Raw genomic sequence first — 24,893 nt, 5'->3', positions numbered from 1 at the left:
TGAACAAGTGAGGTAGGTATGACAACGAACAAATCAATCTGGCGCTGCCTGCAAGACGGTCAGAAATACATGCAAGAATGGCCGATGAAAAAGGAATTAGCGCCGGTTTTTCCTGAAAATCGTGTGATCACCATAACGCGGTTCGCGATCAAGGTCATGCCTGCTATTGCCGCAATCAGTGTGTTGCTTCAAATGGCAGCAAACAATGTACAAGGCATGCCGCAAGCGGTGATTGTGGCGCTATTTGCGCTGAGCTTGCCGCTCCAAGGGCTGTGGTGGCTGGGACGCCGCCGTGATACGCCGCTGCCGCCGGCTTTGGCGGGGTGGTATCGCGAACTGCATCAAAAGATCACCAGTGAGGGGCACGCGATGCAGCCGATAAAAAGCCAACCGCGATACAAAGAGCTAGCGCAAGCATTGAGTCGGGCGTTCAAAGTGGATCGCGCAGCACTAGAGCGCTGGTTTTAACCTAACCGAAATGCGCCGCTCACCCAGGCAACACACGCCGACCTCAGGGTCGGCGTTTTTATTGGTCGGTGATGGATGCGTGGCTTAACGACACTGCGGCGCGCCTTGCCCTTTCATTTGGCTGACTGCTTCGCGCATTTCATCCATCGACTGCCAGCGCTGGGGCAAAGGCATGACCTTTAAGCGAAGATCCTTAGCGTTGTCGGTAAGCTTGGCTTGATCACTCACCGCGGTGATCAGTGCAATGGTCAGGTCGGGATTTCGCGCTTTTAATTGTGCGGCCGTTCCTAATCCTTCGGCAATATGAAAGCGGCCCGCGATGTGGACAATTTGGGTATCAGGGTGACGGGCGTGATAATCGACCATGCTTTCTGCCATGGTGGCATCCCAGGCGAGTTGCGCGGCAAATTGATCGTCGGTTTGGGTGGGAGTGCCATGATGCATGTTGGCTTTAAACTGACGTTTATAAGGTGAGTCTTGGGTATCAATCGTCGCGGCAAACCACTGACGCTGCTGGTCCGGCAATTTATTTAAGTAAGCCAAACCTTGTCGACCAATACAGCTAACCATGCGTTTAGGGGCGTTAGCGGCAATCACGTCAAATTGACGCTGTTTAGCTAGCTCGATCAACGGGCGATAGCTGCCATTGTAGTTGTCCCATGCATTGGCTCGACGCTTAAGCGTGTCTTCGCCAATGTCGCCGGCAAGGTATTGATTCACCACTGGCTGGGCATCACGGCTGAATTGCTCCATGGAAAGCGCGACAGAATGACGTGAGGCAAGTTGGTTGAGCAACTCGGTTTGAAAACGGTGCACCCCAGGATGGCTGTGCCATTCACCGATCAGAACAATATCCGCTTTTTCGACGTTGTCAGCCACTTGAGTCAAGCTAAGTGACTGCCCTTGGGCGGTGGTCACTTGATAATCAAATAAGGTATTGATAGACGCCGATGTCGGTTGCGATGCCGCTGCGACACTGACGGGGCTTAGTACTAAGCTGGCCGCCAATAGCCATTGAGTGGCACGCAGTTGCAAAAAGCGCGGCTTCAAAAAGCGGTCAATCACGCCCTTTTTTGTCCATGGTGAGCAAGTGTGCATCACGCTTCTCCTTTGGCCGAGTCAATCTCTGTGTGATGACGATACACACGCAAGGTAAAGTCGGCTTCACAGTGAAAGCCGTTGGCATTGGCTAACGTTTCACGCCATTCATCGGAGGCGCGCCAGGCAAGCGGTGTCATCTGCAGCAGGGTGAGGGCTTGCTCGCCTGCTAATGTCATCGGGTAATGCAGTGAGCGCTCACTTTCAAGCTGGAAACCGGGCAGGGCCTCTGCTGGCGTTTCGTGTAACCGGACCTCATCATAGATACCCGCTTTAAGCTGAAATAGATGACGTGGACCTGGGGTGACGGTGACAACAACGCCACCGGGCTTGATAACACGATCAAGCTCGTCGCCATTGCAGGGCGCATAAATACGCACCACACCGTCAAGGCTGTTGTCGGCAAACGGCAAGCGTTGCGATGAGGCGACCGAAAACTGACATTGTGGATACCATTTCGCGGCATAGCGCACGGCGATTTTGGCGATATCCAGCCCATAAATAGACCACTGTTGTGCGGCTGTCTGATCAGCGATGGCATGGGTGTAATACCCTTCACCACAGCCCACATCCAAGATCGTCTGGTGCTCGCCATTCAGTGCCTGGGTGAGGGAATCAATCATCGCTTGGCGCATGGGCGCATAATGGCCAGCGTTTAAAAATGCGCGGCGGGCTTGAGTCATGGCTTTATTGTCGCCCGGATCTTTGGAGCGTTTAAATTGCACCGGTAATAGGTTGAGGTAGCCCTCTTTGGCGCGATCAAATTGATGATTGGCAGCGCAATAAGCACCACGTGGCTTGGCTTGCAGGGGCTGTTGGCATAGCGGGCATCGATAAATCATGGCAGAGTCTGTGTCTTGTCTTTGATGCGCTTAAGGGTACGGGCTTGTGTGACGTTCGACAAGTTTGCGCCGTGAGAAATCAAAAAGCCGCCCACAAGGACGGCTGCATTGTTACCTTTTCCCTTTCACTAGGCGGCGAGGATCTTTTCGATCTCGGTTAGGCTTAAGTGAAATTGACGCGGGCACTGACGCCAAACGTCGAGCATACGACGGTATTTGTCACGCATTGGCATTTGACTGTTAAAGCAGTGCTCCCCTTGATCAAACTGCGGATAGAGCCCCTCAGTATCGACTAAAAAGCGCACATAATGCACCAAAGCCCCTTCGGTTGCTGCGTCAAAGCCCCAGAACTGCACGCGACGTGGCGATAATGCCGCTTGGTTGGTATCGTCAAGGAGGTGATAAGAGGCCTGCATCGCATGGTGCATTTCCATGATATCAATCACTTCGCGGCATTGGGTTTCGCACAGTGCTTCAAACTGGCTGATCACCTCGGCCATTTGCAACGCGTAGCCGCGCTCAATGATGGTTTGTAGGCGACGGTACTTTTCGCCATTAGAGGGATCGAGGTGGCACATTAACTGGTACTGGTTAGATAAAATTAAACGTTGTGCAGGGGTCATATCCATTGCGGTTGGCCTCTTAACTCTCGAAGTTACAATAGTCGTTCATCAAACGATGAGGGTATGGACAGAGATTAGCAGCTCTTTATCGCTGAAATCTTGATCTGAGCTATGTCCGTAGCACGTTTTTCACCCGCATAAGGGATTGGGTAAAAGATCGTTCATGAAGGGGACGTTATGTTTGAGTGGGCTGATGTCAGTGGTTGGCAATGGATAGGTTGGTTAGGCTGGGCAGGGGTATTATATGGAACCTATCCACGTGAGTTTTTTCCTAAACTGCGCCAGGAAGTGGGTTATCAGCATTTAGCGTTTTCATCGGCGGTGGTGCTGTTTGCGCTTTGGGCGTTGCAGGCGGGGATCAAAGAGGGGCTCGATATCCACTTTCTGGGCGTGACCACGTTAGCCTTATGCCATGGTTGGCGCATTGCCATTTGGATTACCACCGTGCCGTTGGCACTGATGGGGCTTTTTGGTTTTGTCCCCGTCGCTGATATGGGGATGACGGCGCTTACCACGGCGATGCTGCCTATTGTATTCAGTTATGCGATTTTTGCGCTGAGCTACCAGTATTTAACCCGCCACCTTTTTATCTATATTTTTATTGCGGCGTTTATCGGTGCGGCGCTGACCATTGTGTTCCAGTTATCGGTGACCTCGCTCTGGTATTGGGCTGCCGATCGTCACAGCTGGCATGAAATTGTGCATAACTACCTGCAAATTGCGCTATTGATGTGGTTCCCCGAAGCGCTGCTTAACGGCATGGCGGTGACGGTGATGGCGGTGTATCGCCCCCATTGGTTACGCACCTTTTATGACAGAGAGTATTTGTCGCCAGAGCGTTGATGGCACACCGCTTGGGTATTAATGGATTCTATCCATTAAATTTTCTTATTGAGACCAATAAAAACGTTCGCTGTATTTATCTCAAATAATGGCACATATTAGCGGCCCCGGCCGTCCGTGCCACTTATCTGAGAATTGAACGAACTGTCATGAATAATCTATCCTCTGCACAAAATGGCAGCGGCATGGCCCTGTCTGTGTTTCCATGGGTGCCATTAGTGAGCTTAACGGCATTTGCGGTCGCGAGTGGCTATTTGATGAGCTTGATTCCATTGGCGTTAATGCCGCTTGGGATGCCGGCTGAACTGGCCGCCTGGCTGGCGAGTGCCTTTTATGCAGGGTTATTGTTTGGTGCTTTGTGGAGTGCACGTATCGTCGCTCGGATGGGGCATCGACAGGCATTAGTGCTGTTTATGAGTGTGCTGCTGCTGTCTATTGCCGCGATGGCAACGATCAAAGCGCAGGGGATATGGTTAGTGTCACGATTTGTGGCCGGTATTGCGGTCGCAGGGGTGTTTGTCGCGATTGAATCATGGTTATTGATCGCCGATTCAGAGCGTCAACGGGCTAAGCGTTTAGGCTTTTATATGGCCGCTTTATATGGTGGTAATGCCTTGGGTCAGCTGGGCGTCGGTTATGTCGGTGTGACAGGTGCTCAGCCGTATTGGTTGATCGGTAGTTTGGTCACGGCGGCGATTATCGTGCCCTTATTTATGCGCCATGGTGAGCCGTCGCAAGCGATGATGGGCCCTATTGAGCACACAGGCACCTTAAGAGCCATTCGTAAAGCTGCCTATATCGCCTGCATTGTGTCGGGGCTCACCTTAGGCGCGATCTATGGTCTATTACCCCTTTATCTTGCTGAACGTGTTGACGATCATCAACAGATTGGAGCAATGATGGCGTTAGTCATTGTTGGCGGCATGGGCGTTCAGCCGTTATTAGGTGCCATCTCGACCAGAGTGAATCGAGTCCTGTTGATGTTCTATTTCTGTGTGGTGGGATTGCTTGCCGTAGCCATCATTATACTTGCTAACAGCAACGGGTGGCTTGGCGTCGGGCTCGTGATGCTTGGTGGCGCCGTGTTTGCCATTTATCCCATTGCGATTGCTTATGCGTGTGCCTCGCTGGCGCCGGGGAAAATTGTCGCGGCTACTGAGGCGCTTCTACTCGCGTACAGTGTTGGATCTGTCAGTGGTCCGGTATTGGCGCATCAAGCATTTTCTGGTGAGCAAGGGTTGATGATGTACTTGGCCAGTTGCTTGCTTAGTACGGCGGTATATATGTGGATCGCTTATCTGAGAGGGCGTCGGCAAATGCCTAACTTGAGTGCCGCCTGACAACGTCGGGGGAGCTAACACGACACGCGGGATCTAACACGACACGCCTCAGAACCGTTCTGAGGCGTGTTTTTATTTTTGGTTAGGCGCTAACAAGTCCTTCTTTTGCATCGGCAGGGAGAATATCCATGGCGTTGCCGTATAACGGTGCCAAAGCTCGAACCACATCTGAGCGGCTGATAACGCCAACCAAGATGTTGTCTTTCATGACAGGATAAACGTGCGGTCTAGACAGTGTTTGTGTTTTCGCGCGCTCTAGTGCGGATTGGGTGGTAAAGCGCGTGGCAATGCCCGCATCACTGACCGGATACAGCACTTGGTTGTCAATGCTCATGTACTGCGCCAGTTCAATCACGGATTGGTCTGCCTCAACGGTCTGCACCTCCGTGCGCATTAAATCTTCGACTTTGGTGTCCATGTCGGGTTGGTAATCGTTCCACCATAAATCAACAAAGACATCTTGCACCGAGAAAAAGCCAACCAATTCATTTTGTTTATCGACGACAGGCGCACCTTGCAACTGATAGCGGTTGAGTTGCTCTAATGCATCGGCCACAAACTGGTGGCTTTGCAAGGCACAGTGGGCAGGCTTCATGTTTTTTTCAATGGTTAAGGTTTCTTGGGTCATAGTGGGTCTCTCAGAATAATTCGCAGACGGTAGCGTCAATGAAGAAATTTGCGCTGTTTTATTTTCTCTCTCAGGGTTAATAATCAGCCAGTAGCCCATGCCGACAAGGCCAGCACCACCGACAATATTGCCGAGCGTGACGGGGATTAAATTGGCACTGATAAACTGGATCAGGTTAAGGTCATTGAAGGCAGCCGGTGAATTCCCTACTGCTTGCCAAAAACTGTCGGGCGCGAAAGTAGCAATGCTCATCCCCAGTGGCACCATGAACATATTGGCGACACTGTGCTCAAAGCCGGTGCTGACAAACATGGCCACGGGAAGAATCACCATCACTGCTTTGGTCAGTGGATTTTGCGACGTGAAGGTCATCCAAATCGCCAGACAAACCAGCAAGTTACACAACACCCCTAACGCAAAGGCTTGTATCCAACTGTGATGTAGCTTGTGTTGGGCCACGTGTAATGCGTTTAATCCCCATTGCCCATCGTCAAGTTGGTATAGCCCTGCCACCATCACGATAAACACCAACAGTAGGGCGCCGCACAAGTTGCCGAAATACACTCTTGCCCAGGTATAGAGCAGGCCGCGGGTGGAGATCTTGCCATTGGCACGCGCCAGCATAGACAACACTGTGCTGGTAAATAGCTCTGCACCGCCAAGCACCACCAATATTAAGCCCATGCTAAAGGCAAGCCCGCCCATCAACCGGGTCATTCCCCAGCCGGCGTTACTGCCCGTGGTTACCGTGAGGTAGAACACGAAAGCCAGTCCGATAAATAAGCCGGCCATCATGGCTAGCCCAATCGCCATCCGGGTCGATTTATGGGTTTTACTCTCTGCATAGGCTTCAGCGTTGGCAAGCAATGCAGCGGGGCCCTCCGTTTTAATTGGGGTAGGACTTACCATGCGTTGTCTCCTCTGTCGGCATTATTTGCCCGAGGGGAAAGACAGATCAACATACAGGTTGTACTCCTTTTTAGACGTAATGTGAATAAAACCAGCCTATTCTTCTCTCTATCAGGAGTAAAATTGATATTACTTAGGGTAAGAATCATAAAAATTGATAGGGTATTGCCATTAAAGCCAGACAGTAAGGAGCCTGGATGCGGTACTCATTGAAACAGTTGGCTGTGTTTGAAGCGATCGCCGCGACCGGCAGTGTAAGCCGAGCGGCCGACCAGTTAGCGTTGACGCAGTCGGCTACCAGTATGGCCCTGTCGCAGCTAGAAAAGTTGTTAGGGCGGCCATTATTCGAGCGGCAAGGCAAGCAAATGCAGCTCACCTACTGGGGAGCCTGGTTGCGACCCAAAGCACGCCAACTCTTGTTTGATGCGCAACAGATTGAGGCAGGGTTTGATGGACAGCACATTATCAGTGGCGATATTGCCTTAATTGCCAGTCAAACCGCAGCAGAACACCTTATTCCAGACCTTATCAGTATTATTGATAGTGATTTCCCCGAGCTGCGAATCGACTTTACCGTGAAAAACACCGAGAAAGTCATTGATAGTGTGCGCCGTTATCAGCACGACTTGGGGATCATTGAGGGGCGTTGCGATGATAGCCGCTTAAAGCAGCAGGTATGGTGCCATGACCACCTTGTGGTCGTGGCGGGCAAGCACCATCCTTATGCGCAGCGTGATCAGGTAAGCTTGGCGCAACTTGAACAAGCGCAGTGGGTATTGCGAGAGCCGGGTGCCGGGACACGACATAGTTTTGATAGTGCGATTCATGGCGTTATCGAAGATCTTGATGTGCGGCGAGAATATGAGCAGGTGCCTGTGTTGCGTACTTTGGTGGCTAACTCCAATTACCTAAGCTGCTTGCCCTATTTAGATGTTGAAAAGTGGATTGAACGCGAGGAGCTGGTGGCGCTGAACGTGCCAGAGCTCAATATGCGTCGAACACTGTCTTTTATCTGGCGAGCGGATGGCGCAGATAACCCTTTGCGTGACTGTATTATTCGTGAAGCCATTAGGATGACGAAAGCCCGCCGGCGCGAGATGTAAGTCGCGAGACAGAGGTATAACGACGTGAAAAAAGTATAAAGACGCGAAAAAAAGCCGGCCACAAGGTGACCGGCTGATGGGTGGTGCGCAGAGGTGCGTCGGATTAATACATGACGTTATGACCATAACTGGCAATAATGTTTTTGACGTTATCCATCATTTCTTTTGATGGTGTGCCCACGTCTTTTAACTCATATTCGTAACCCAGCGCTTCCCATTTATGTTCACCAAGCTGGTGATAGGGGAGTAATTCCACCTTTTCGATATTGTCCATGCCTTTAATAAACTGACCTAGGCGGTGCGCGGAATCATCGTCATCCGTATAGCCGGGTACCACGACGTAACGAATCCAGGTTTTTTGTCCAATTTTGTGCAAGTAGTTGGCAAAATCGAGCGTGCGGCGATTCGATACGCCTACTAAGTCTTCATGAACCTCATCATTGAGCTGTTTTAGATCCAGCATGACCAAATCGGTTGCATCAAGCACTTCATCAATCACGGGCGTGTGCTTACGGATATAGCCGTTGGTGTCTAAGCAGGTATGAATACCTTTGGCTTGCGCGGCCTGGAAAAAGTCTCGGACAAACTCTGGCTGTAACATAGCTTCGCCGCCCGATGCGGTGACCCCACCGCCTGATGCGGTGATGAAGTGGCGATAGGCCAATACATCTTTCATGATCTCATCGACAGTGACTTCTTTCCCGCCGTGAGTGTCCCAAGTATCGCGATTATGGCAATACTTACACCGCATCAAGCAGCCTTGCATAAAGACAATAAAACGTATCCCAGGGCCATCTACGGTCCCACAAGATTCAAAGGAATGGATGCGACCAATTGCCGACATAACTGTCTCCAGACTGCGAATTGCGATACTGTCATTTTATTACAAAAACCGGCCTCAACGTAAGGAAATTCCCCTCTTTTTCGCACTCTCTTTGTGAACGTTGCTGTGGTGTTACACCTCTGTCTTTGGGTTGATCACAGTTCCAGTTTTCTATGCCAGCACAATGAGAGCTAATCCAGATAATCTCCATGTTGTTTTTGTGTCTTCTGGCCTTTTTGTCCAAACTAACGTGCGACATGCAGAGTTACCCATATATGGCCTTTCAGGCTGCATGTGAGCTTAATAGAGCCGAGTATCAGGCTAGGATCAACAGCAAACGCTAGGGTATATAATGAAAAAAATCAGTGATCTGAGAGTGAAAAATAAGCTTGTTGCGCTCATGTTGATAGCCATTGCATTGCTGGTTGCGATCAGTATGTTCACTATCCAAAAAGAGCGTGATCAAGCTTATGCTGAGCGAACCGCTTCGCTAAGGGCCAATATAGAAGTGGCGCAAAGTGTGGTGAATTATTACCGCCAGCAGGCATCAAGAATCGGCGAAGAGGAAGCCAAAACGCAAGCGATCGCGCAACTGAACCAGCTTCGTTATGACGGCGATAACTATTTTTGGGTGCTCAAGCCTGATCTCACGATTGTTAACCACCCGATAAAGCCCAAGTTGAATGGCACCAGTGCGAACAGTTTGACCGATGGCGACGGCAAGCACCATTGGCGAGAAATGGTAACAGTGAGCAAAGGGTCACAAGGCGGTGTGTTGGATTATACTTGGCGCTCACCGGAAGGTGAGATGAAGCCCAAAATCTCTTATGTGAAACGCGTAAATGGTTGGAACTGGATTATTGGCTCGGGCACTCATGTGAGCGATATTGAAGCGCAGTTTATCCAGTCAGCGTGGCAAATTGGCGGATTAACGCTTATCGCGGGGGTGATCCTGTTAGTTTGTGGTGCGTTTGTCAGTCGCGACATCGTTGTGCCGTTAGATGAATTGGTCGAAAAGTTTGATCGGATTGCGGGTGGGGACTTACGCATTGAGTGCGGCTATACCCGTCATGATGAAATCGGTAAATTGGCGCGGCGTATGGATACAGCCATGGGGAGTGTTCGTGAAGCCATGCGTGTTGCCCATGATGAGGCGAAGCAGTCTTCTACCATGGCGTCGTCGATTGCATCAGCGAGTGAGCAGAGTGCACAAAGTATTCAATCTCAGCGCGCGCAACTCGAGCAACTGGCAACGGCGATGAACGAAATGACAGCAACTGTCGCTGATGTCGCGGATCACGCAGAACAAACTGCGCAAGCCACGAATGATATTTCCTCGATGGCGGAAGATAGCAATCATAAATTGGATAGCACGGTAGCCAGTATCCGTGAAGTTGCCGAACGTATCGCTGGGGCAGATAAATTGGTCAATCAGGTCAAGCAAGGCGTGATGGAGATCAGTGATGTCGCGACGGTTATTCAAGGGATCTCTGAGCAGACCAATCTATTGGCCCTAAACGCGGCGATTGAGGCGGCACGTGCCGGTGAGCAAGGTCGTGGCTTTGCGGTGGTGGCCGATGAAGTACGCTCGCTGGCGCAAGGTACGCAAAAATCAACCACGCAAATCCAAGGCACGATAGAAGCGCTGACCAATAACGCGATTGAAGCGGCAGAGGCGATGAAATCAAGCCATACGTCCAGTGAAGCGAGTGTAGAAACCGCGCTTGAAACTCAGCAGCAGCTTAAAGATATGGTGAGTGCGCTGCATGGCTCTAACGATCGCGTGGTACAGATTGCGGCGGCGGCCGAAGAGCAGGGGACGGTGTCTGAAGAAATGAACCAAAACGTCAGCAACATTCATAACTCAGCGAACGAAGTCAGTGGCGCGGCTTCTCACCTGGCAGAGCAAAGCCAGTTGTTGGCAGATTCTGCACGAGAGTTGGATAGACAACTGGATCATTTTGAAGTGTAACCCAAATAAAAACCGCCAGCATTTGCCGGCGGTTTTTTTATTAGCGTATCGCGTACGCTTTATCGCTACATCTTACAGTGAAGACGTGAAGGTACGTGTAATGACGTCTTGTTGCTGCTCTTTAGTCAGCGAGTTAAAACGTACCGCGTAACCAGAAACACGGATAGTCAGCTGAGGATAGTTCTCAGGGTTTTCCATCGCGTCTAGTAGCATTTCACGGTTCATCACGTTCACGTTCAGGTGCTGGCCGCCTTCTTGACCGCTTTCATGGTGGAAGTAACCATCCATTAAGCCCGCCAAGTTCGCGCGTTGGGTGTTTTCGTCTTTACCCAAAGCATTTGGCACAATAGAGAAGGTATAAGAAATACCGTCTTTAGCGTGAGCAAATGGCAGTTTACCGACAGAGGTCAGTGACGCAACCGCACCTTTCTCATCACGGCCGTGCATTGGGTTCGCACCTGGACCAAATGGCATACCCGCTTTACGACCATCTGGCGTATTACCGGTTTTCTTACCGTATACCACGTTTGAGGTGATTGTTAGGATAGACTGAGTCGGAACCGCATCACGGTAAGTTCTCAGTGAGCGGATTTTGTTCATGAAGCGTTCAACCAGGTCACAGGCAATCGCATCAACACGCTCATCGTTGTTACCAAACGCTGGGTATTCACCTTCGATATCAAAGTCGATAGCAATACCGTCTTCGTCACGAACTGGCTTCACTTTTGCGTACTTGATTGCGGCCAATGAGTCAGCAGCAACCGATAGACCCGCAATACCACAGGCCATGGTGCGATAAACATCACGATCGTGGAAAGCCATCAATGCCGCTTCATAGCTGTACTTGTCATGCATGAAGTGGATGCTGTTCAGCGCAGTCACGTACTGTTTCGCTAACCAATCCATCAGGTGATCCATGCGGTCCATGACTTTGTCATAGTCCAGCACTTCGTCAGTCATCGCTGGGTGCTCTGGCGCAACTTGGATTTTCAGCTTCTCGTCAATACCACCGTTGATGGTATAAAGGAGCGTTTTAGCCAAGTTGGCACGGGCGCCAAAGAACTGCATTTGTTTACCAACGATCATCGGTGATACGCAACAAGCGATCGCGTAGTCGTCAGATTCAAAGTCAGTGCGCATCAGATCGTCGTTCTCGTACTGGATAGACGAGGTATCGATAGACACTTTGGCACAGAACTTTTTGAAGCCTTCAGGCAGTTGCTCAGACCAAAGCACTGTGATGTTTGGCTCTGGGCTTGGGCCCATGGTGTAAAGGCTGTTTAGGAAACGGAAGCTGGTGCGAGAGACCAGAGTACGTCCGTCTAGGCCCATACCGGCAACAGATTCGGTGGCCCAAATTGGGTCGCCAGAGAAGAGATCATCATACTCAGGCGTACGCAGGAAGCGTACCATACGCAGTTTCATGACGAAGTGGTCAATCAGCTCTTGCGCTTGTTCTTCTGTGAGTTTACCGGCTTCAACATCACGCTGTAGGTAGATATCAAGGAAGGTAGACGTACGACCGAGCGACATTGCCGCGCCGTTTTGTGTTTTAACCGCACCCAGGTAACCGAAATAGGTCCACTGAATCGCTTCTTTTGCGTTTTCTGCTGGGCGAGAAATATCACAGCCGTAAGAAGCTGCCATTTTTTTCAATTGGCCCAACGCGCGGTGTTGCTCTGCAATTTCTTCACGCAGTTGCATGGTCATTTGCAGATCTTCGCCGCTTTCAAATTTCTCTTGTAGAGAATCGAATTGCGCTTTTTTGTCCGCCATCAGGAAGTCGATGCCGTATAAAGCAACGCGACGGTAGTCACCGATGATACGGCCACGGCCATAAGCATCAGGTAGACCTGTCAAAATGCCTGACTTACGACACTTGAGTATGTCAGGGGTGTAAATATCGAAAACCCCTTGGTTGTGAGTCTTACGATGTTCGGTGAAGGTTTTCTTTACTTGCGGATCCAGTTCGCGGCCGTATGCGTCACACGAACTTTGAACCATACGGATACCGCCATTAGGCAGCATAGCGCGTTTTAGCGGTGCGTCGGTCTGTAGACCAACAATCTGCTCCAGATCTTTCTCAATGTAGCCGGCATCATGAGAGGTCAGGGTAGAAACCACAGACGTATCAAAATCAACCGGGGCATGCGTCGCGTTTTCTTGCTTGATGCCTTCCATCACGCGCGCCCACAGTTGGCGAGTCGCGTCAGTTGGCTCAGACACTAGGAATGATTCGTCACCCTCATAAGGGGTATAGTTTTTTTGGATGAAGTCGCGAACGTCAACGGCTTTGCTCCAGTTACCTTCAACAAATCCTTCCCATGCATTGGAATTGTGCTCAGACATGTTGCACCTACCTGTTCTCTTTTCAAAAAGACATGTGTTGGGACCAAGGCCAGTCATAGTGTTGTGTCAGTATGGCTGACGCTGTGACCCATCGATTTATCCGGATGCCCCGCCCGAAAGCGGGGCCGTGTTATTACAATAAAGGTGGAATGCCGGGAATCATTCCGACTGCCAACATAGCAGCCACACAAATGATCACTGTGGCGGTTGGAATCACCAGACGATCGATGGTCGATAGCGTACCAGGACGCTCTTTATCACCGATAAGACCGTTGTTGTCCAAGAGCATAGTGACTGCCCAACCAAAGACTGGGTTAACAGCCATGGAGGCGAAAATACAAATACCGGCTGATTGGCTAGACTTCGCGTCTTTAACCATTTGCATCCCTGCTTCAAGAAGCGGCAGGAACACACCTGATAATAGTGCAATGGTCATCACCGGTGGCCAGGTTGCTACATCCATTGGATAACCAATCAACGCAACCGCAATACATAACAGACCGAGGACAATAGCCCCGCCAGGAATCGGGCGACGAGCAATCGCTGCAGGAATCATATAAGTGCCCCATGAGGATGTGATATTACCCCCACCGACTGATGCCCCAACGATTTGGCGGATAGAACACCCTGTCATGGTGTCATCCACGTCCATCAATACCTTTTCGGCCTTTTTCGGGTAATTAAGTTCCTGGAAAATACGGTGACCAAGAAAGTCTGGCGACCACATCGCTACCGCGAGCAGAGCAAATGGTAGTGACGCAAGAAAGTGCGATAGGGTTGGTAAGCCCATTTGCCAACCTTGCTCGGTTGATCCCCACCAGTAAACCGGGTTTAGGTTTGGCACACCCGGTTGTGTCACAAACTCTAGTGATGAGCCGGCACCTAATGCGGTAGCAATCAATCCACCGGTAACGGCACAGACAGGAATCGCTAACCAGCGTTTACCAATGCGAGCTAAAAAGGCATAAATCACAATGGATACGGCCAGAATGACAATGGATATATAGCCCATATCAATGGCAGCACCCCAGGCTAGCAGGCTCTCAATTTGACCTTTTGCCCCGCCAAAGCCCAAGAAAATCAGCAAGCCACCCGCTACCCCTTGGCTGGTTAGGTTCACTAATTTAGACCCGCCTTTGACATAACTGAGTATCAAGCCAAAGGCACCGATTAGGATCCCCAAGGCGAGAGGATGTGCGCCGGCGAGCGCGATGGTCCCGACAAGCGGGATCATTGGCCCATGGTTACCGGCCAGGTTAGCGCGTGGATTGATAAATCCGCATAAAAGGACACAAAAAAGGAGTGCGGGGATAAGCATTTCAACCCGCGCGACCTCAACAGCAAACGCTTTACCTAAAGTCACATGATCCCACGCGGCGGTTAGCCCCTCAGCCCATGACATCATCACTGCAGAATACATAGCGATAATGCCGATGGTACCGGCCAGCGCGGGAACAAGATCCTCAATTTCAAAACGGAAGTCACGGCCAGGCAGGTTCAAGCCCCAACGGCGCGGACGCATAATTTGTAGTTCGTGATTCAGGTAGTCAGCCCGGGAGGCAAATGAAGAAGCCGGCTTGTGCTTCTTTTGATATTCGCTCTTTTCATCGTGACTCACACTGCGGTCTTGAGCATGTGTTGCCATAATTTCCTCGTCTACAGAAAGCAAAAGCTTTCGAAACAGCGACTTAGCCAGTCTTGGTTTATTTTTAACGCTGGCCTTGTGGCCGTGTTCTGTTTCGTTATCAGCATGCTAACAACAGGGTGATTCCCGAATGTTGACTTAGATCATTACCGTGTAATTTTTTTACGTGCTACGCCGGTGTTTACCGAGATTCTAGACCCATTATCGCGTTCACAATCCTACTAAAGTCGCTATTTTGTAATTTAATTACCAATAAGGGCGGTAAATATGTGCCACAAAACAGCAAGATAACGGCGTTATTGTGTGGCGTTTCGTCGGGTTTGTTGTGAGCGCATGTTAACAAATAAAGACAGCAAACGTTTGTTCGCTGTAGTGAATAAAAAAGATAGGTTATAGTCGAGGTGTTGTCTTCTAAAAATGGATTTTCATGTTGCGATGCTTATGTTTGTTTCCCGTTGAGTCTCGAATGCTTGTTTCTGTTAGTCGTCGACTTGCAATGATGCTTCTGTTTTTACTGTCATTCGCGACGGCGCAGGCGGCAGAAATAGCGGACGTAAGTGCCTCTATCGAGCGTGGAAATTATCAGCAAGCTCTGAAGTTGTCAGCGGCGTTACTGGCGCAGCAAGGCGATCAAAAGCTTGTGTCACCTCAGCGCGCCGAACTCTGGCGCTTACAGGGCATCAGCTATCTCTATCTTAATCAGCGTGCCGAAGCTTATCGTGCCTATCAAAACGCGTTAGCTTTGAACTCACTGTCAGAAGCCAGCGAAGCGGATGCACTTGCTGCCGTGATCCGTTTGGCCTATCGGGTCAAGCAATATGATGAGGTGTTAAATTATGCGCGCCAACTCAGTGAGCACCATCATTTATCCCCCTCTTCAGGCCGTCTTGCGATGCAGGCTGCTTATTCTTTGTCGCGATTTGATGTGGCGATTGATCATGCCAACCAGCTTCAAGAACTCGACGCACTTGATGCCGTTGTATTGCAAACAAAGGCGCTGAGTGAAATGGCGTTGTCGCGTTATGGTGCCGCGGCGGCGACGTTTGATCAGTTCGTGAATGCGGCTGATGTGGCGCCCAAGTGGCTCGAGCAAGCCGCGCGTGCGCATGTTAAAGCGGGGACGCATCGCACTGCTCGGCAATATTTAGCAAGGGCCAGGGCGGATATTGCGCTATACCGAGCGATTGCTGTTTCTCGACTTGATTCCAACGAGGCTGAGCAGGCGTTATTGTACTGGCAGCAGGGGCTACAGCAGCTTGACCGTGTAGCAACGCGTGATGAGCAGTTATTTATGGTGCAATGTCTGATCAAAAATAACCAGCGTGTAGCGGCTCTGAATCGAATTAGTGAAGTGAATTTAACCCAGCCGGATAAACAGACGTTGAAGTTGCAGGTAATGCTGGCTTATCAATTAGGCCATTGGAAAGAGGTCATTGATACGGCGCAAGTGGCACTGTCTTATGGGTTGAAAGACGATAAGATGCTTTGGCAGTGGCTGGCCATTAGTGCGATTAAAGCGGGCGACTACACGCTTGCTGACTATGCGCTTGACCAATGGCAAAGCAAGGATCCGTCTGAGCTTGTCGATCGCTGGCGAGACACGCTTGAACTGCTTAAAGCAAAACGTGCAACACGGCGTGACAGTCGCACCTCGTAATCCGATCTAGCAAATGTCTATTATTGAGTACAATACTGTCTTCTAATAGAAAAGAAACGCCTTTTTGTTCACAGTTTTGTCACCTGTGTTTTGTCGCAAAAATAAAATCAATTGCATCTTTATCCTCTTTTATCCTCCTTTTTATTTTGTCTTTATCAATAAAAACAATCTTTTTTCTTGCGTTTGCCTCTACACTTATTGTGGTTGAGGACTCAGGCATCGCGGGTAGTCGCCCAGATACTGAGTGTTTATTTTTTCAGCATTAAATATTGTATTTGACTTTTTATGCAGTAATAGTGACTATAATAAAACAGATTTAAAGGTTAACAAAATGTTGCTCCTTAAGAGAAGGGGTGATATTTTCAATTGATAAACTCAATACAATAATTATCACGGATGATAGGAGTTAGCGCATGACGGATGCAGTAGCGCTACAGGTTAAGTCACTTAAAAAAAGCTTTGGGCAGCATCAAGTGCTCAAAGGCATTTCACTCGATGCCCACCGCGGCGACGTCATCTCGATTATCGGGTCTTCCGGGTCTGGTAAAAGTACCTTTTTGCGCTGTATTAACTTACTTGAAACCCCTACTGGCGGTGAAATTTGGGTCAATGGTGAATTGATCAAAATGAAAAATAACCGTGCAGGCGATCCGGTGCCCGTCAGCGATAAACAAGTACAGCGCATTCGCTCTCGTCTGGCGATGGTGTTTCAGGGGTTCAATCTATGGTCGCACATGACCGTGCTGCAAAATGTGATTGAAGCGCCAGTGCATGTGCTCGGCGTGCCCAAAGCAAAAGCGATTGAAGATGCTGAAGCCTTTCTCCATCGGGTTGGCTTATACGAGCGCCGTGACTACTATCCCGGCCACTTGTCAGGCGGCCAGCAGCAGCGTGCTGCCATTGCACGAGCGCTTGCCGTCGAGCCAGAAGTACTCCTGTTTGATGAGCCAACCTCCGCGCTTGACCCCGAGTTAGTGGGGGAAGTGTTGGGCGTGATGCGTTCACTGGCCGAGGAAGGGCGCACCATGTTGGTGGTAACCCATGAAATGAGTTTTGCGCGTGATGTCTCTAATCATGTGATGTTCTTGCATCAAGGATTAGTGGAAGAGCAGGGCAACCCGAAAGAACTGTTTGATGCACCTGACTCTGAGCGTCTGCAGCAATTTATATCGTCAATATACTGATTAATTAAATATAATTATCAATAGCATAACCATGCAATAGGGCCTTTGCCCACACAACATCGTTAAACGACAGGAGAAAGGAAGATGAAAAAATGGCTAGTTGCCGCCGCCGTGATGGCCGCAGTTGGGTCAACCTCCGTTGCAGCCAAGGATTGGAAGGTCGTACGTTTTGGTATTGAAGGCGCCTACCCTCCTTTTAGCTGGACCACAAACGAAGGTGATCTCAAAGGTTTTGATGTCGATATGGCCAATGCGCTGTGTGAGGAAATGCAGGCCAAGTGTAAGATCGTCGCGCAAGATTGGGATGGGATCATTCCGTCACTGTTGGCGCGTAAATACGATGCCATTATCGCAGCGATGTCGATCACAGAAGAGCGTAAAAGAAAGGTAGATTTTACCAATAAATACGCGTTAATCCCGAACAAGTTTGTGGCCGAAAAGGGCACGGATCTCACCTTCACCAAAGAAGGACTCGACGGGGTGAAAATTGGTGTACAGCGTGCAACCACACACGACAAATATCTTACCGACAACTATGGCGACGCGGTTGATATCGTCCGTTACGGTACGTTTGATGAGGCCTATCTTGATCTAAAAGCGGGTCGTATTGAATCTATTTTGGGTGATGCTTCCGCTTTGCAGCAAGGGCTTCTCGATAAAGAGGGTGGCGATGAATTTGAATTTATCGGTCCTTCTTTGACTAACCCTGAGTGGTTTGGCGAGGGCTTTGGGATTGCGACACGCAAACAAGACAAAGCGCTGACTGAGAAACTTAATCAAGCAATTGATTCATTACGTGAAAAAGGCGTGTATGACGAGATTGCTGCCAAATACTTCGACTACGACGTTTACGGCGAGTAAAAGGCAGGCGGGCAGCATGAAAGTGCTGCCCGAATCATATGATTGATTTGAAAGGTTACGAGTGGTCCCTGCTTGAAGGCGCATGGGTGACCCTTCAGGTTGCGCTATTATCACTGGGCTTGGCCATGTTACTCGGGATGCTCGGGGCGCTTGCCAAATTATCTAAATTGGGTTGGTTGCGTGGCATTGCGACCGTTTATACCACGGTGATTCGTGGAATCCCTGATTTGGTACTGATGATGCTGATTTTTTACGGCGGTCAAATGCTGCTCAATAACAGCTTATATGGCATGAATGAATGGCTCAATGAGTACATGGCAGGACAAAATCCCGATCATGACTGGACTGCCTATTTACCCGACTATATCGACGTTAGCCCGTTTATCGCCGGGATCCTAACCATTGGTTTTATTTTTGGTGCTTACATGGCTGAAACCTTTCGGGGGGCCATCATGGCGGTCGACGCCGGCGAGATGGAAGCCGCGCGCGCCTATGGTATGAGCAGTAGTTTGGCGTTTCGCCGCATCTTGTTGCCACAAATGATCCGCCATGCGCTGCCAGGGTTTGGTAACAACTGGTTGGTACTGTTAAAAACCACCGCGCTGGTGTCCATTATTGGCTTGGATGACATGGTACGTAAAGGCGCGTTGGCAGCCGGCTCGACCCAAATGCCATTTACGTTTTACTTTACCGTCGCGCTTATTTTCTTGCTCTTTACCAGCATCTCGACCACCGGGCTGCGTTGGATGGAGCGTCGCTTTAGTATTCATACGCGGTAGGTGACTATGGATTTTTCACTTGTACTCGAAACATGGCCGATTTATCTCGATGGCCTTTGGACGACCGTATGGCTGGTGGCCTCCGCGTTAGTGATTGGTTTGCTGGTGGCCGTGCCTGTCGCCGTGGCGCGCAATGCACAGTTTCCCCTTTGGCGTTATCCTGCGTGGGCGTTTATTTACTTTTTTCGGGGGACGCCGCTACTGATCCAACTGTATTTGATTTACTACGGCCTAAGCCAAGTGGTAAACGTTGAAGATTCGTTGTGGCAACATGCATGGTTTTGTGCGCTCGTCGCATTCGTCCTCAACACTGCAGCGTATACCGCTGAAATTATTCGTGGCGCCATCAATGGCTTACCCAAAGGAGAAGTGGAAGCGGCGATTGCCTATGGCATGAGCCCGTATAAAGCCTTTTCGCGGATCATTCTGCCCAGTGCGATGCGCCGTGCTTTACCGGCATACAGTAACGAAGTGGTATTTATGCTTCACGGCTCGGCCGTCGCCGGCATTATCACCATTGTTGATCTCACTGGGGCGGCTCGGATTGTGAATTCGCGTTATTATGCGCCCTTTGAATCTTTTTTGACCGCGGGTGTGTTCTATATGGCGCTGACATTTAGCATCCTATGGATGTTCCGCTTAGCAGAGCGTCGCTTTTTACGTCATATGCGGCCCTTGAGCTAGCTGTTATAGGCATATATCGCAAAATGACAAACGCCGCAGCATAGCCATGCTGCGGCGTAATAATATTAAGCGGCGTCTTAAGCGATATTGTTAAGCGCGCTTGCGCGGCCAATTCGAGGGCTTATTTAAAGGTGGCCCAAATTGGCGCGTGATCGGAGGGTTTTTCAATGCCGCGCAGCTCGTAATCAATCCCCGCATCAATACAGCGGCTGGCAAGATCTTGGGTGGCTAACACCACATCAATGCGTAAGCCACGGTTATCATCAAAACCGCGCGAACGGTAGTCAAACCACGAGAACTGATCATTCACCGCTGGATGTAGAGTGCGGAATGTATCCACGAAGCCCCAATTCATCAACGTCTCTAACCACTCACGCTCTTCAGGTAAGAAAGAGCACTTACCGGTGCGTAGCCAGCGCTTGGCATTGTGATCGCCAATACCAATATCGTCGTCTTTAGGGCTGATGTTGATATCGCCCATGACCACCAGGTGTTCGCTGGGATCACGACCCTCTAAATAGGTCATCAAATCTTGGTAGAATTTACGCTTGGCAGGAAACTTGGTTTCGTGGCTACGGTTTTCCCCTTGGGGAAAGTAACCATTGAGAACGGTGACAGGTTGGCCATTTTCGCCTTCAAACGTGGCCATAATCATACGGCGTTGGGCGTCTTCATCATCGGTTGGAAACCCTTTTTGTACGCTGATTGGCGACTTTTTGCATAGCATCGCCACACCATAGTGCGCTTTTTGGCCATGAAAGTGTACTTCATAGCCTATGGCTTCGACATCGGCGAGTGGAAAGGCATCATCATGCACCTTGGTTTCTTGCAACCCGATCACGTCAGGCTGGTGTTTTTCAATTAAGGCTTGCAGTTGATGTAAACGCGCTCGAATACCGTTGATATTAAAAGAGATGATTTTCACGTGTGAGGCTGCCTTTGTTGTCTTATTGATAGTAAGACACTTTACCAGCTTCGTTCAATGAACGGAAAGGCGGCCTCAATGCAATGCTCGGCGTATGGTGACGAGGATGCGTGGTACGTAATGGGGGGAGATTAGCTTGCGATCGAAAAGGCGCCTAAGCACTCACCTTGACTAAAAATCGCGCCTTCTTGGGTGCAGGGGTCAAAACGCAGGGTAGGTTGAGACAAAACAGGAAGACGATGAAGCAAATGCTTGAGGATAATATCCCCGTTAAACTGATGAATCACGACCTGCCAGTTGGCAAGGTTGGGAAGAGCAAAATTAACTATCAATGGCGTTCCTTACTGATTTAAATGTGGTTGATGGTGTTTGCGGTTGTGTTTGCGCCCGGCGTAAATGATACCAGTGACGCAGTCTGCCGTTAGTCGCGGCCATATTTTATCTCCATGAGTTAAATGATTATTGCTCTGCCCCCCTCAGTGGTTATCCATCATGGGCCGCGCAGATGCGTCGGTTTCTTTGGATTAAGTGATCACCATCCATACAGTGATACTTACCAATGAGTGATAGCAAAAGGGGTGTTAACGGGTTATCAATCTAGGAAAAAAGCGAAAGTGGATTGCTGCAGAGAGTCTATGCGGGAAATAGCGTGGTCTGTCTCGACTTTGACTTGATGTCTTTTGATGCTCCGTATCTAGAGCTTTGGTCACACTACAGCATTTTATGCGGATGTAAAGGGCTTTTTAGAAACCCGGTGCCTTTATGTTTCGTGTTCGACTATATCGGCAATGAGCGTTTGAATGGCTTTCGAAAATTTCGAATGTTGACAGATTTTCGAATATTTCAGATACTGAACAGTACATAGGCTTATACAGCCTGAAATCAAAGCTGAGAAAAATACGATGAATATGACAACACTGCCAAGTGCCGAAGAAATCACACTGGCTAAGCTTAGTAGCCAAGCGTTATCAGCCGTTATAGAAACCAATGGTGAAGCGCAAAAAATTCATGTCGTCGATAAGTCTGGTCAGAGTCATGAAGTCACTATTCCATCAAGTGCACTAAACATGATGATTGAGGTGCTGACGCAATTAGGCCATGGTAACTCAGTGAGTATTACCCCTATTCATGCTGAGCTTACCACGCAAGAAGGGGCTGACATGCTCAATATGTCTCGTCCGACATTTATCAAGCTGCTTGATGCTAATGAGATCCCATATAGTCGTACAGGTAACCGCAGGAAGGTGGCCTATGCCGATTTGATGGCGTATAAGAATCGCTTAGAAGAGAAACGGCTAGCAGCACTTGCTGAACTATCAGCGTTAGATCAAGAAATGGATATGGGGTATTGATGACATCCTATACGGTAATTTTAGACGCATGTGTTATGTACCCCGCGCCGCTTCGTAGCTATTTGATGTATTTGTCCAACACGGGGTTATTTAGAGCACGATGGACAGAAAAAATACATGATGAATGGATCAGAAATCTTCTCAAAAATAATCCAGATATCGATCCAGAACGGCTAGCAAGAACCAGACAATTGATGAATGCGCATGTTCCTGATTGCTTGATTGAAGGATATGAGCCATTGGTAGACGGTTTAACCTTACCAGATGTAGATGATAGACATGTTGTTGCCGCTGCCATTAAAGGGCAAGCAGAGTCTATCATCACCTTCAATTTAAAAGACTTCCCTTCAGAGGCACTTGATCCACTTGGTTTATCTGCCATACATCCAGACGAATTCCTATGCGACATGTTTGAACTAGATAGCAGCGCTTGCGTTAAGGCTGCTCAACAACAAAGGCATGGCCTGAAGAACCCTCCCATGACTTCAGATGACTTTTTAGCCTGTTTGCAACGGCAAAAACTACCTAGCTTTGTCTCAAAGCTAAGAAGCTTCAGCTGCATGCTTTAGTCGAGTCCGTACATCAATATTAAGCGTCAGTGCTTGCCTAGCGTTATACCTATAACGCAACGCTCAGCGAAGGTTGCTTGGTAAAGCCGAGTTGTCTTTAAAAAGTTATGTCAGGCTGCAGACGAGGCTATTGTTCTCAATTGGCTATCATGGCTCAGTATTTTAATTGACATATGAAAAACATATATATGATTTTCCATATATAAAAAGCGCGGATGATCTCAATGTGTGACACCCTAACGTTTTACAAAGCCTTATCCGAGCCCACTCGGCTGACCTCTCTATTGCTGCTCTCTCAGCATGGTGAGCTATGTGTATGTGATCTGATGGAGGCGTTAGCCCTAAGCCAACCAAAGATTTCTCGGCATTTGGCGGAGCTACGTAAGCACCAATTGGTTGTCGGAGAACGTCGTGGTAAGTGGGTCTATTATCAGCTTCATCCTGCATTACCTGAGTGGATGCGCGGTGTTTTGCGCACCACTGCCATCAATAATTCCTCGCTTCTGAGCCCTGTCACGCCTGTGATGCAGGGAAAGACGGCTTGTGAGGATCATCAATAGTTAACCTATCGCATCATGATGGTGCTTGTTATTCAACGTCAGTAATCACCAAGGATTTGTATTATGTCTCAATCTGAAACCTGTGCGCCGTCGGCCGCCCAAAAGATGGGGTGGCTTGATCGGTATTTGACGGTGTGGATTTTTCTCGCCATGGCCATTGGGGTCAGTATAGGGTGGATTTATCCAGAAGTAGCAACTCTCAGTGAGCGCTTATCGGTCGGCAGCACCAATGTGCCGCTGGCGATTGGCTTGATTTTAATGATGTATCCGCCACTGGCAAAAGTGAATTATCGTTTATTGGGTTCGGTCACACGCGATAAAAAAGCCATCACGCTGTCGCTGATCATGAACTGGGTCGTGGGTCCCATTCTTATGTTCGCGCTGGCGGTGCTGTTTTTACGTGATGAGCCAGGCTACATGGCGGGAGTGATATTGATTGGTCTTGCCCGTTGTATTGCCATGGTCTTGGTGTGGAACGACATCAGTGGCGGAAATAAAGAGTATGGCGCGGCATTGGTGGCCCTAAATAGCTTATTTCAGATCCTGACCTACAGTGTGATGGCATGGCTATTTATCACCGTTTTACCCCCCATGCTGGGTCTACAAAGTTTTGTGGTGGATGTGACCATGGGGGACATCGCGCAAAGTGTGCTGATTTACTTGGGTATCCCTTTTGTAGCGGGTTATCTATCACGTACTGTGCTGGTCGCTAAAAAGGGTGAACATTGGTACGAAGATGTCTTTTTGCCACGTATCTCACCGATGACGTTAATTGCTTTGTTGGCGACCATTGTGTTGATGTTTAGCCTCAAAGGGGAAGCGATTATTGCGTTGCCGCTTGATGTGTTGCGTATCGCTGTACCGCTAGTGACCTACTTTGTGTTGATGTTCTTTATTAGCTTCTTTGTGGGCAAAAAACTGGGGATCCCCTATGACCGCAACGCGTCAATTGCGTTTACCTCATCCGGTAATAACTTTGAATTGGCGATTGCGGTGGCAATAGCAGTCTTTGGCATTCACTCTGATCAAGCCTTTGCAGGAGTAATTGGGCCACTGGTTGAAGTGCCCGTGCTGATTGCCTTGGTGAATGTGGCGCTACGGATGAAACGGCGTTATGACTAGTCAGTTGTCGTCAACGTCGACTATGCCATGCTTGCTTGAGGCATGGCATGATTATGAATCGTCGCTTTATCGTTGGCTAATCAAACAAACCCATGATGACGTGCTGAGTGCCGATGTGTTACAGGAGACCTTTCTGCGAGTATTGCAACACAATGAGCAATTTTGCGCGGTGCAACAGCCGCGCGCCTGGTTGTATCGTACCGCCCGGCATGTGTTGATCGACAGGTATAGAAAACAAAACAAAGTATTACTGGTTGCGGATCCTGAGCCACTCCCCGATAGCCGCGATACGCGGCCAGCGATCACCGGATTAATGGCGTGCTTACCCCAAGCGTTGTGGCGCTTGCCAGACGAACAGCGTGATGTGATTGAGCAATGTGATCTCGGCGGCGTCACCCAGCGTGATTATGCCGACTTTCATCAACTTTCACTGCCGGCGGTTAAATCACGCATTCAGCGTGCGCGACAGCATTTGCGAGAAATACTGCTGGTGCAGTGCAACATTCAATTCGATGAACACCATCGAATCTGTTGCCACCTACGCGATTCTGAGTGAT

Annotated in this window: 24 protein-coding genes; 15 read left to right on the top strand and 9 right to left on the bottom strand. The window is 49.4% G+C overall.

Features of this window, described 5'->3' with window-relative positions:
- Positions 1-18 precede the first annotated feature (18 nt).
- Entirely contained in the window at positions 19-468 is a 450-nt protein-coding gene (yfbV, locus tag HLG76_RS11755; protein ID WP_077460099.1) for a terminus macrodomain insulation protein YfbV, read from the top strand.
- A gap of 84 nt (positions 469-552) precedes the next feature.
- Here the strand turns inward: yfbV and HLG76_RS11750 are convergent, their stop codons facing one another.
- From HLG76_RS11750 to HLG76_RS11740, 3 genes are all read right to left on the bottom strand, one after another.
- Positions 553-1,566: a ChaN family lipoprotein gene (locus HLG76_RS11750; protein WP_254877686.1), complete on the bottom strand. Its 1,014-nt coding sequence runs from the start codon at positions 1,564-1,566 to the stop codon at positions 553-555.
- A complete protein-coding gene (gene rlmA, locus HLG76_RS11745; RefSeq protein WP_077575896.1) occupies positions 1,566-2,408 on the bottom strand; it encodes a 23S rRNA (guanine(745)-N(1))-methyltransferase in 843 nt (280 codons plus the stop codon). The genes HLG76_RS11750 and rlmA overlap by 1 nt, the downstream gene beginning before the upstream one ends.
- Positions 2,409-2,536: 128 nt before the next feature.
- Complete coding sequence (locus HLG76_RS11740; protein ID WP_021023992.1) at positions 2,537-3,037, bottom strand: YfbU family protein; 501 nt, start codon at positions 3,035-3,037, stop codon at positions 2,537-2,539.
- 171 nt (positions 3,038-3,208) lie between these two features.
- Between HLG76_RS11740 and HLG76_RS11735 the strand changes: the two genes are divergently transcribed.
- Positions 3,209-3,874: an energy-coupling factor ABC transporter permease gene (locus tag HLG76_RS11735; protein ID WP_077677652.1), complete on the top strand. Its 666-nt coding sequence runs from the start codon at positions 3,209-3,211 to the stop codon at positions 3,872-3,874.
- A gap of 149 nt (positions 3,875-4,023) precedes the next feature.
- On the top strand, positions 4,024-5,214 hold the full coding sequence (locus HLG76_RS11730) for an MFS transporter (RefSeq protein WP_241824034.1): 1,191 nt from the start codon (positions 4,024-4,026) through the stop codon (positions 5,212-5,214).
- 82 nt (positions 5,215-5,296) lie between these two features.
- Here HLG76_RS11730 and focA read toward each other — a convergent pair whose 3' ends face one another.
- Complete coding sequence (gene focA / locus HLG76_RS11725; RefSeq protein WP_077669785.1) at positions 5,297-6,751, bottom strand: formate transporter FocA; 1,455 nt, start codon at positions 6,749-6,751, stop codon at positions 5,297-5,299.
- 197 nt (positions 6,752-6,948) lie between these two features.
- Between focA and HLG76_RS11720 the strand changes: the two genes are divergently transcribed.
- Entirely contained in the window at positions 6,949-7,854 is a 906-nt protein-coding gene (locus HLG76_RS11720; RefSeq protein ID WP_077460102.1) for a LysR substrate-binding domain-containing protein, read from the top strand.
- Between the two features lie 103 nt (positions 7,855-7,957).
- Here HLG76_RS11720 and pflA read toward each other — a convergent pair whose 3' ends face one another.
- Positions 7,958-8,698, bottom strand: a complete 741-nt coding sequence (pflA, locus tag HLG76_RS11715; protein WP_021023997.1) for a pyruvate formate lyase 1-activating protein — start codon at positions 8,696-8,698, stop codon at positions 7,958-7,960.
- A gap of 331 nt (positions 8,699-9,029) precedes the next feature.
- Here pflA and HLG76_RS11710 point away from each other — a divergent pair, with 331 nt between their 5' ends.
- Positions 9,030-10,649 (top strand): methyl-accepting chemotaxis protein, encoded by a 1,620-nt coding sequence (locus HLG76_RS11710; RefSeq protein WP_077460103.1) that lies wholly within the window; start codon positions 9,030-9,032, stop codon positions 10,647-10,649.
- A gap of 72 nt (positions 10,650-10,721) precedes the next feature.
- Here the strand turns inward: HLG76_RS11710 and pflB are convergent, their stop codons facing one another.
- Together pflB and HLG76_RS11700 are read right to left on the bottom strand one after the other, a co-directional pair.
- Positions 10,722-12,998: a formate C-acetyltransferase gene (pflB, locus tag HLG76_RS11705; protein WP_077460104.1), complete on the bottom strand. Its 2,277-nt coding sequence runs from the start codon at positions 12,996-12,998 to the stop codon at positions 10,722-10,724.
- 133 nt (positions 12,999-13,131) lie between these two features.
- Positions 13,132-14,643, bottom strand: a complete 1,512-nt coding sequence (locus tag HLG76_RS11700) for a DUF3360 family protein (RefSeq protein ID WP_077460105.1) — start codon at positions 14,641-14,643, stop codon at positions 13,132-13,134.
- A 496-nt stretch (positions 14,644-15,139) separates the two neighbouring features.
- Between HLG76_RS11700 and HLG76_RS11695 the strand changes: the two genes are divergently transcribed.
- The 5 genes from HLG76_RS11695 to HLG76_RS11675 all read left to right on the top strand — a co-directional run bounded on the left by HLG76_RS11695 (position 15,140) and on the right by HLG76_RS11675 (position 19,808).
- Positions 15,140-16,300: a lipopolysaccharide assembly protein LapB gene (locus HLG76_RS11695; protein WP_175993707.1), complete on the top strand. Its 1,161-nt coding sequence runs from the start codon at positions 15,140-15,142 to the stop codon at positions 16,298-16,300.
- A gap of 413 nt (positions 16,301-16,713) precedes the next feature.
- A complete protein-coding gene (locus tag HLG76_RS11690; protein WP_077460107.1) occupies positions 16,714-17,484 on the top strand; it encodes an ABC transporter ATP-binding protein in 771 nt (256 codons plus the stop codon).
- Between the two features lie 84 nt (positions 17,485-17,568).
- Positions 17,569-18,345 (top strand): ABC transporter substrate-binding protein, encoded by a 777-nt coding sequence (locus HLG76_RS11685; RefSeq protein WP_175993706.1) that lies wholly within the window; start codon positions 17,569-17,571, stop codon positions 18,343-18,345.
- 38 nt (positions 18,346-18,383) lie between these two features.
- Positions 18,384-19,124 (top strand): ABC transporter permease, encoded by a 741-nt coding sequence (locus HLG76_RS11680; RefSeq protein ID WP_077460108.1) that lies wholly within the window; start codon positions 18,384-18,386, stop codon positions 19,122-19,124.
- Positions 19,125-19,130: 6 nt separating this feature from the next.
- Entirely contained in the window at positions 19,131-19,808 is a 678-nt protein-coding gene (locus tag HLG76_RS11675; RefSeq protein ID WP_021024004.1) for an ABC transporter permease, read from the top strand.
- A 121-nt stretch (positions 19,809-19,929) separates the two neighbouring features.
- Here HLG76_RS11675 and xthA read toward each other — a convergent pair whose 3' ends face one another.
- A complete protein-coding gene (gene xthA / locus HLG76_RS11670; RefSeq protein WP_175993705.1) occupies positions 19,930-20,733 on the bottom strand; it encodes an exodeoxyribonuclease III in 804 nt (267 codons plus the stop codon).
- A 131-nt stretch (positions 20,734-20,864) separates the two neighbouring features.
- Positions 20,865-21,065, bottom strand: coding sequence for a hypothetical protein (locus HLG76_RS11665; protein WP_077460110.1), 201 nt, complete (start codon positions 21,063-21,065; stop codon positions 20,865-20,867).
- A gap of 570 nt (positions 21,066-21,635) precedes the next feature.
- Between HLG76_RS11665 and HLG76_RS11660 the strand changes: the two genes are divergently transcribed.
- The 5 genes from HLG76_RS11660 to HLG76_RS11640 all read left to right on the top strand — a co-directional run bounded on the left by HLG76_RS11660 (position 21,636) and on the right by HLG76_RS11640 (position 24,892).
- On the top strand, positions 21,636-22,085 hold the full coding sequence (locus HLG76_RS11660; RefSeq protein WP_175993704.1) for a helix-turn-helix domain-containing protein: 450 nt from the start codon (positions 21,636-21,638) through the stop codon (positions 22,083-22,085).
- Positions 22,085-22,654 (top strand): PIN domain-containing protein, encoded by a 570-nt coding sequence (locus HLG76_RS11655; protein WP_175993703.1) that lies wholly within the window; start codon positions 22,085-22,087, stop codon positions 22,652-22,654. Before HLG76_RS11660 ends, HLG76_RS11655 begins: the two co-directional genes overlap by 1 nt.
- A gap of 224 nt (positions 22,655-22,878) precedes the next feature.
- Positions 22,879-23,214 carry a metalloregulator ArsR/SmtB family transcription factor gene (locus HLG76_RS11650; protein ID WP_175993702.1) on the top strand — a complete coding sequence of 112 codons (336 nt, stop codon included), beginning with the start codon at positions 22,879-22,881 and terminating at the stop codon, positions 23,212-23,214.
- Between the two features lie 63 nt (positions 23,215-23,277).
- Positions 23,278-24,336, top strand: a complete 1,059-nt coding sequence (gene arsB, locus HLG76_RS11645; RefSeq protein ID WP_175993701.1) for an ACR3 family arsenite efflux transporter — start codon at positions 23,278-23,280, stop codon at positions 24,334-24,336.
- Complete coding sequence (locus HLG76_RS11640; protein ID WP_175993700.1) at positions 24,329-24,892, top strand: sigma-70 family RNA polymerase sigma factor; 564 nt, start codon at positions 24,329-24,331, stop codon at positions 24,890-24,892. Before arsB ends, HLG76_RS11640 begins: the two co-directional genes overlap by 8 nt.
- The last annotated feature ends 1 nt before the right edge of the window (position 24,893 follow it).

Source organism: Salinivibrio sp. EAGSL (assembly GCF_013366455.1).
GTDB lineage: Bacteria > Pseudomonadota > Gammaproteobacteria > Enterobacterales > Vibrionaceae > Salinivibrio > Salinivibrio costicola.
This window is presented reverse-complemented; position numbering and strand designations above follow the sequence as displayed.

What these genes read in the sequence shown, in the direction of transcription:
- yfbV (WP_077460099.1), top strand. Translation starts at nt 19, where the DNA reads ATGACAACGAACAAATCAATCTGGCGCTGCCTGCAAGACGGTCAGAAA.
- HLG76_RS11750 (WP_254877686.1), bottom strand. Translation starts at nt 1,566, where the DNA reads ATGCACACTTGCTCACCATGGACAAAAAAGGGCGTGATTGACCGCTTT.
- rlmA (WP_077575896.1), bottom strand. Translation starts at nt 2,408, where the DNA reads ATGATTTATCGATGCCCGCTATGCCAACAGCCCCTGCAAGCCAAGCCA.
- HLG76_RS11740 (WP_021023992.1), bottom strand. Translation starts at nt 3,037, where the DNA reads ATGGATATGACCCCTGCACAACGTTTAATTTTATCTAACCAGTACCAG.
- HLG76_RS11735 (WP_077677652.1), top strand. Translation starts at nt 3,209, where the DNA reads ATGTTTGAGTGGGCTGATGTCAGTGGTTGGCAATGGATAGGTTGGTTA.
- HLG76_RS11730 (WP_241824034.1), top strand. Translation starts at nt 4,024, where the DNA reads ATGAATAATCTATCCTCTGCACAAAATGGCAGCGGCATGGCCCTGTCT.
- focA (WP_077669785.1), bottom strand. Translation starts at nt 6,751, where the DNA reads ATGGTAAGTCCTACCCCAATTAAAACGGAGGGCCCCGCTGCATTGCTT.
- HLG76_RS11720 (WP_077460102.1), top strand. Translation starts at nt 6,949, where the DNA reads ATGCGGTACTCATTGAAACAGTTGGCTGTGTTTGAAGCGATCGCCGCG.
- pflA (WP_021023997.1), bottom strand. Translation starts at nt 8,698, where the DNA reads ATGTCGGCAATTGGTCGCATCCATTCCTTTGAATCTTGTGGGACCGTA.
- HLG76_RS11710 (WP_077460103.1), top strand. Translation starts at nt 9,030, where the DNA reads ATGAAAAAAATCAGTGATCTGAGAGTGAAAAATAAGCTTGTTGCGCTC.
- pflB (WP_077460104.1), bottom strand. Translation starts at nt 12,998, where the DNA reads ATGTCTGAGCACAATTCCAATGCATGGGAAGGATTTGTTGAAGGTAAC.
- HLG76_RS11700 (WP_077460105.1), bottom strand. Translation starts at nt 14,643, where the DNA reads ATGGCAACACATGCTCAAGACCGCAGTGTGAGTCACGATGAAAAGAGC.
- HLG76_RS11695 (WP_175993707.1), top strand. Translation starts at nt 15,140, where the DNA reads ATGATGCTTCTGTTTTTACTGTCATTCGCGACGGCGCAGGCGGCAGAA.
- HLG76_RS11690 (WP_077460107.1), top strand. Translation starts at nt 16,714, where the DNA reads ATGACGGATGCAGTAGCGCTACAGGTTAAGTCACTTAAAAAAAGCTTT.
- HLG76_RS11685 (WP_175993706.1), top strand. Translation starts at nt 17,569, where the DNA reads ATGAAAAAATGGCTAGTTGCCGCCGCCGTGATGGCCGCAGTTGGGTCA.
- HLG76_RS11680 (WP_077460108.1), top strand. Translation starts at nt 18,384, where the DNA reads ATGATTGATTTGAAAGGTTACGAGTGGTCCCTGCTTGAAGGCGCATGG.
- HLG76_RS11675 (WP_021024004.1), top strand. Translation starts at nt 19,131, where the DNA reads ATGGATTTTTCACTTGTACTCGAAACATGGCCGATTTATCTCGATGGC.
- HLG76_RS11660 (WP_175993704.1), top strand. Translation starts at nt 21,636, where the DNA reads ATGAATATGACAACACTGCCAAGTGCCGAAGAAATCACACTGGCTAAG.
- HLG76_RS11655 (WP_175993703.1), top strand. Translation starts at nt 22,085, where the DNA reads ATGACATCCTATACGGTAATTTTAGACGCATGTGTTATGTACCCCGCG.
- HLG76_RS11650 (WP_175993702.1), top strand. Translation starts at nt 22,879, where the DNA reads ATGTGTGACACCCTAACGTTTTACAAAGCCTTATCCGAGCCCACTCGG.
- arsB (WP_175993701.1), top strand. Translation starts at nt 23,278, where the DNA reads ATGTCTCAATCTGAAACCTGTGCGCCGTCGGCCGCCCAAAAGATGGGG.
- HLG76_RS11640 (WP_175993700.1), top strand. Translation starts at nt 24,329, where the DNA reads ATGACTAGTCAGTTGTCGTCAACGTCGACTATGCCATGCTTGCTTGAG.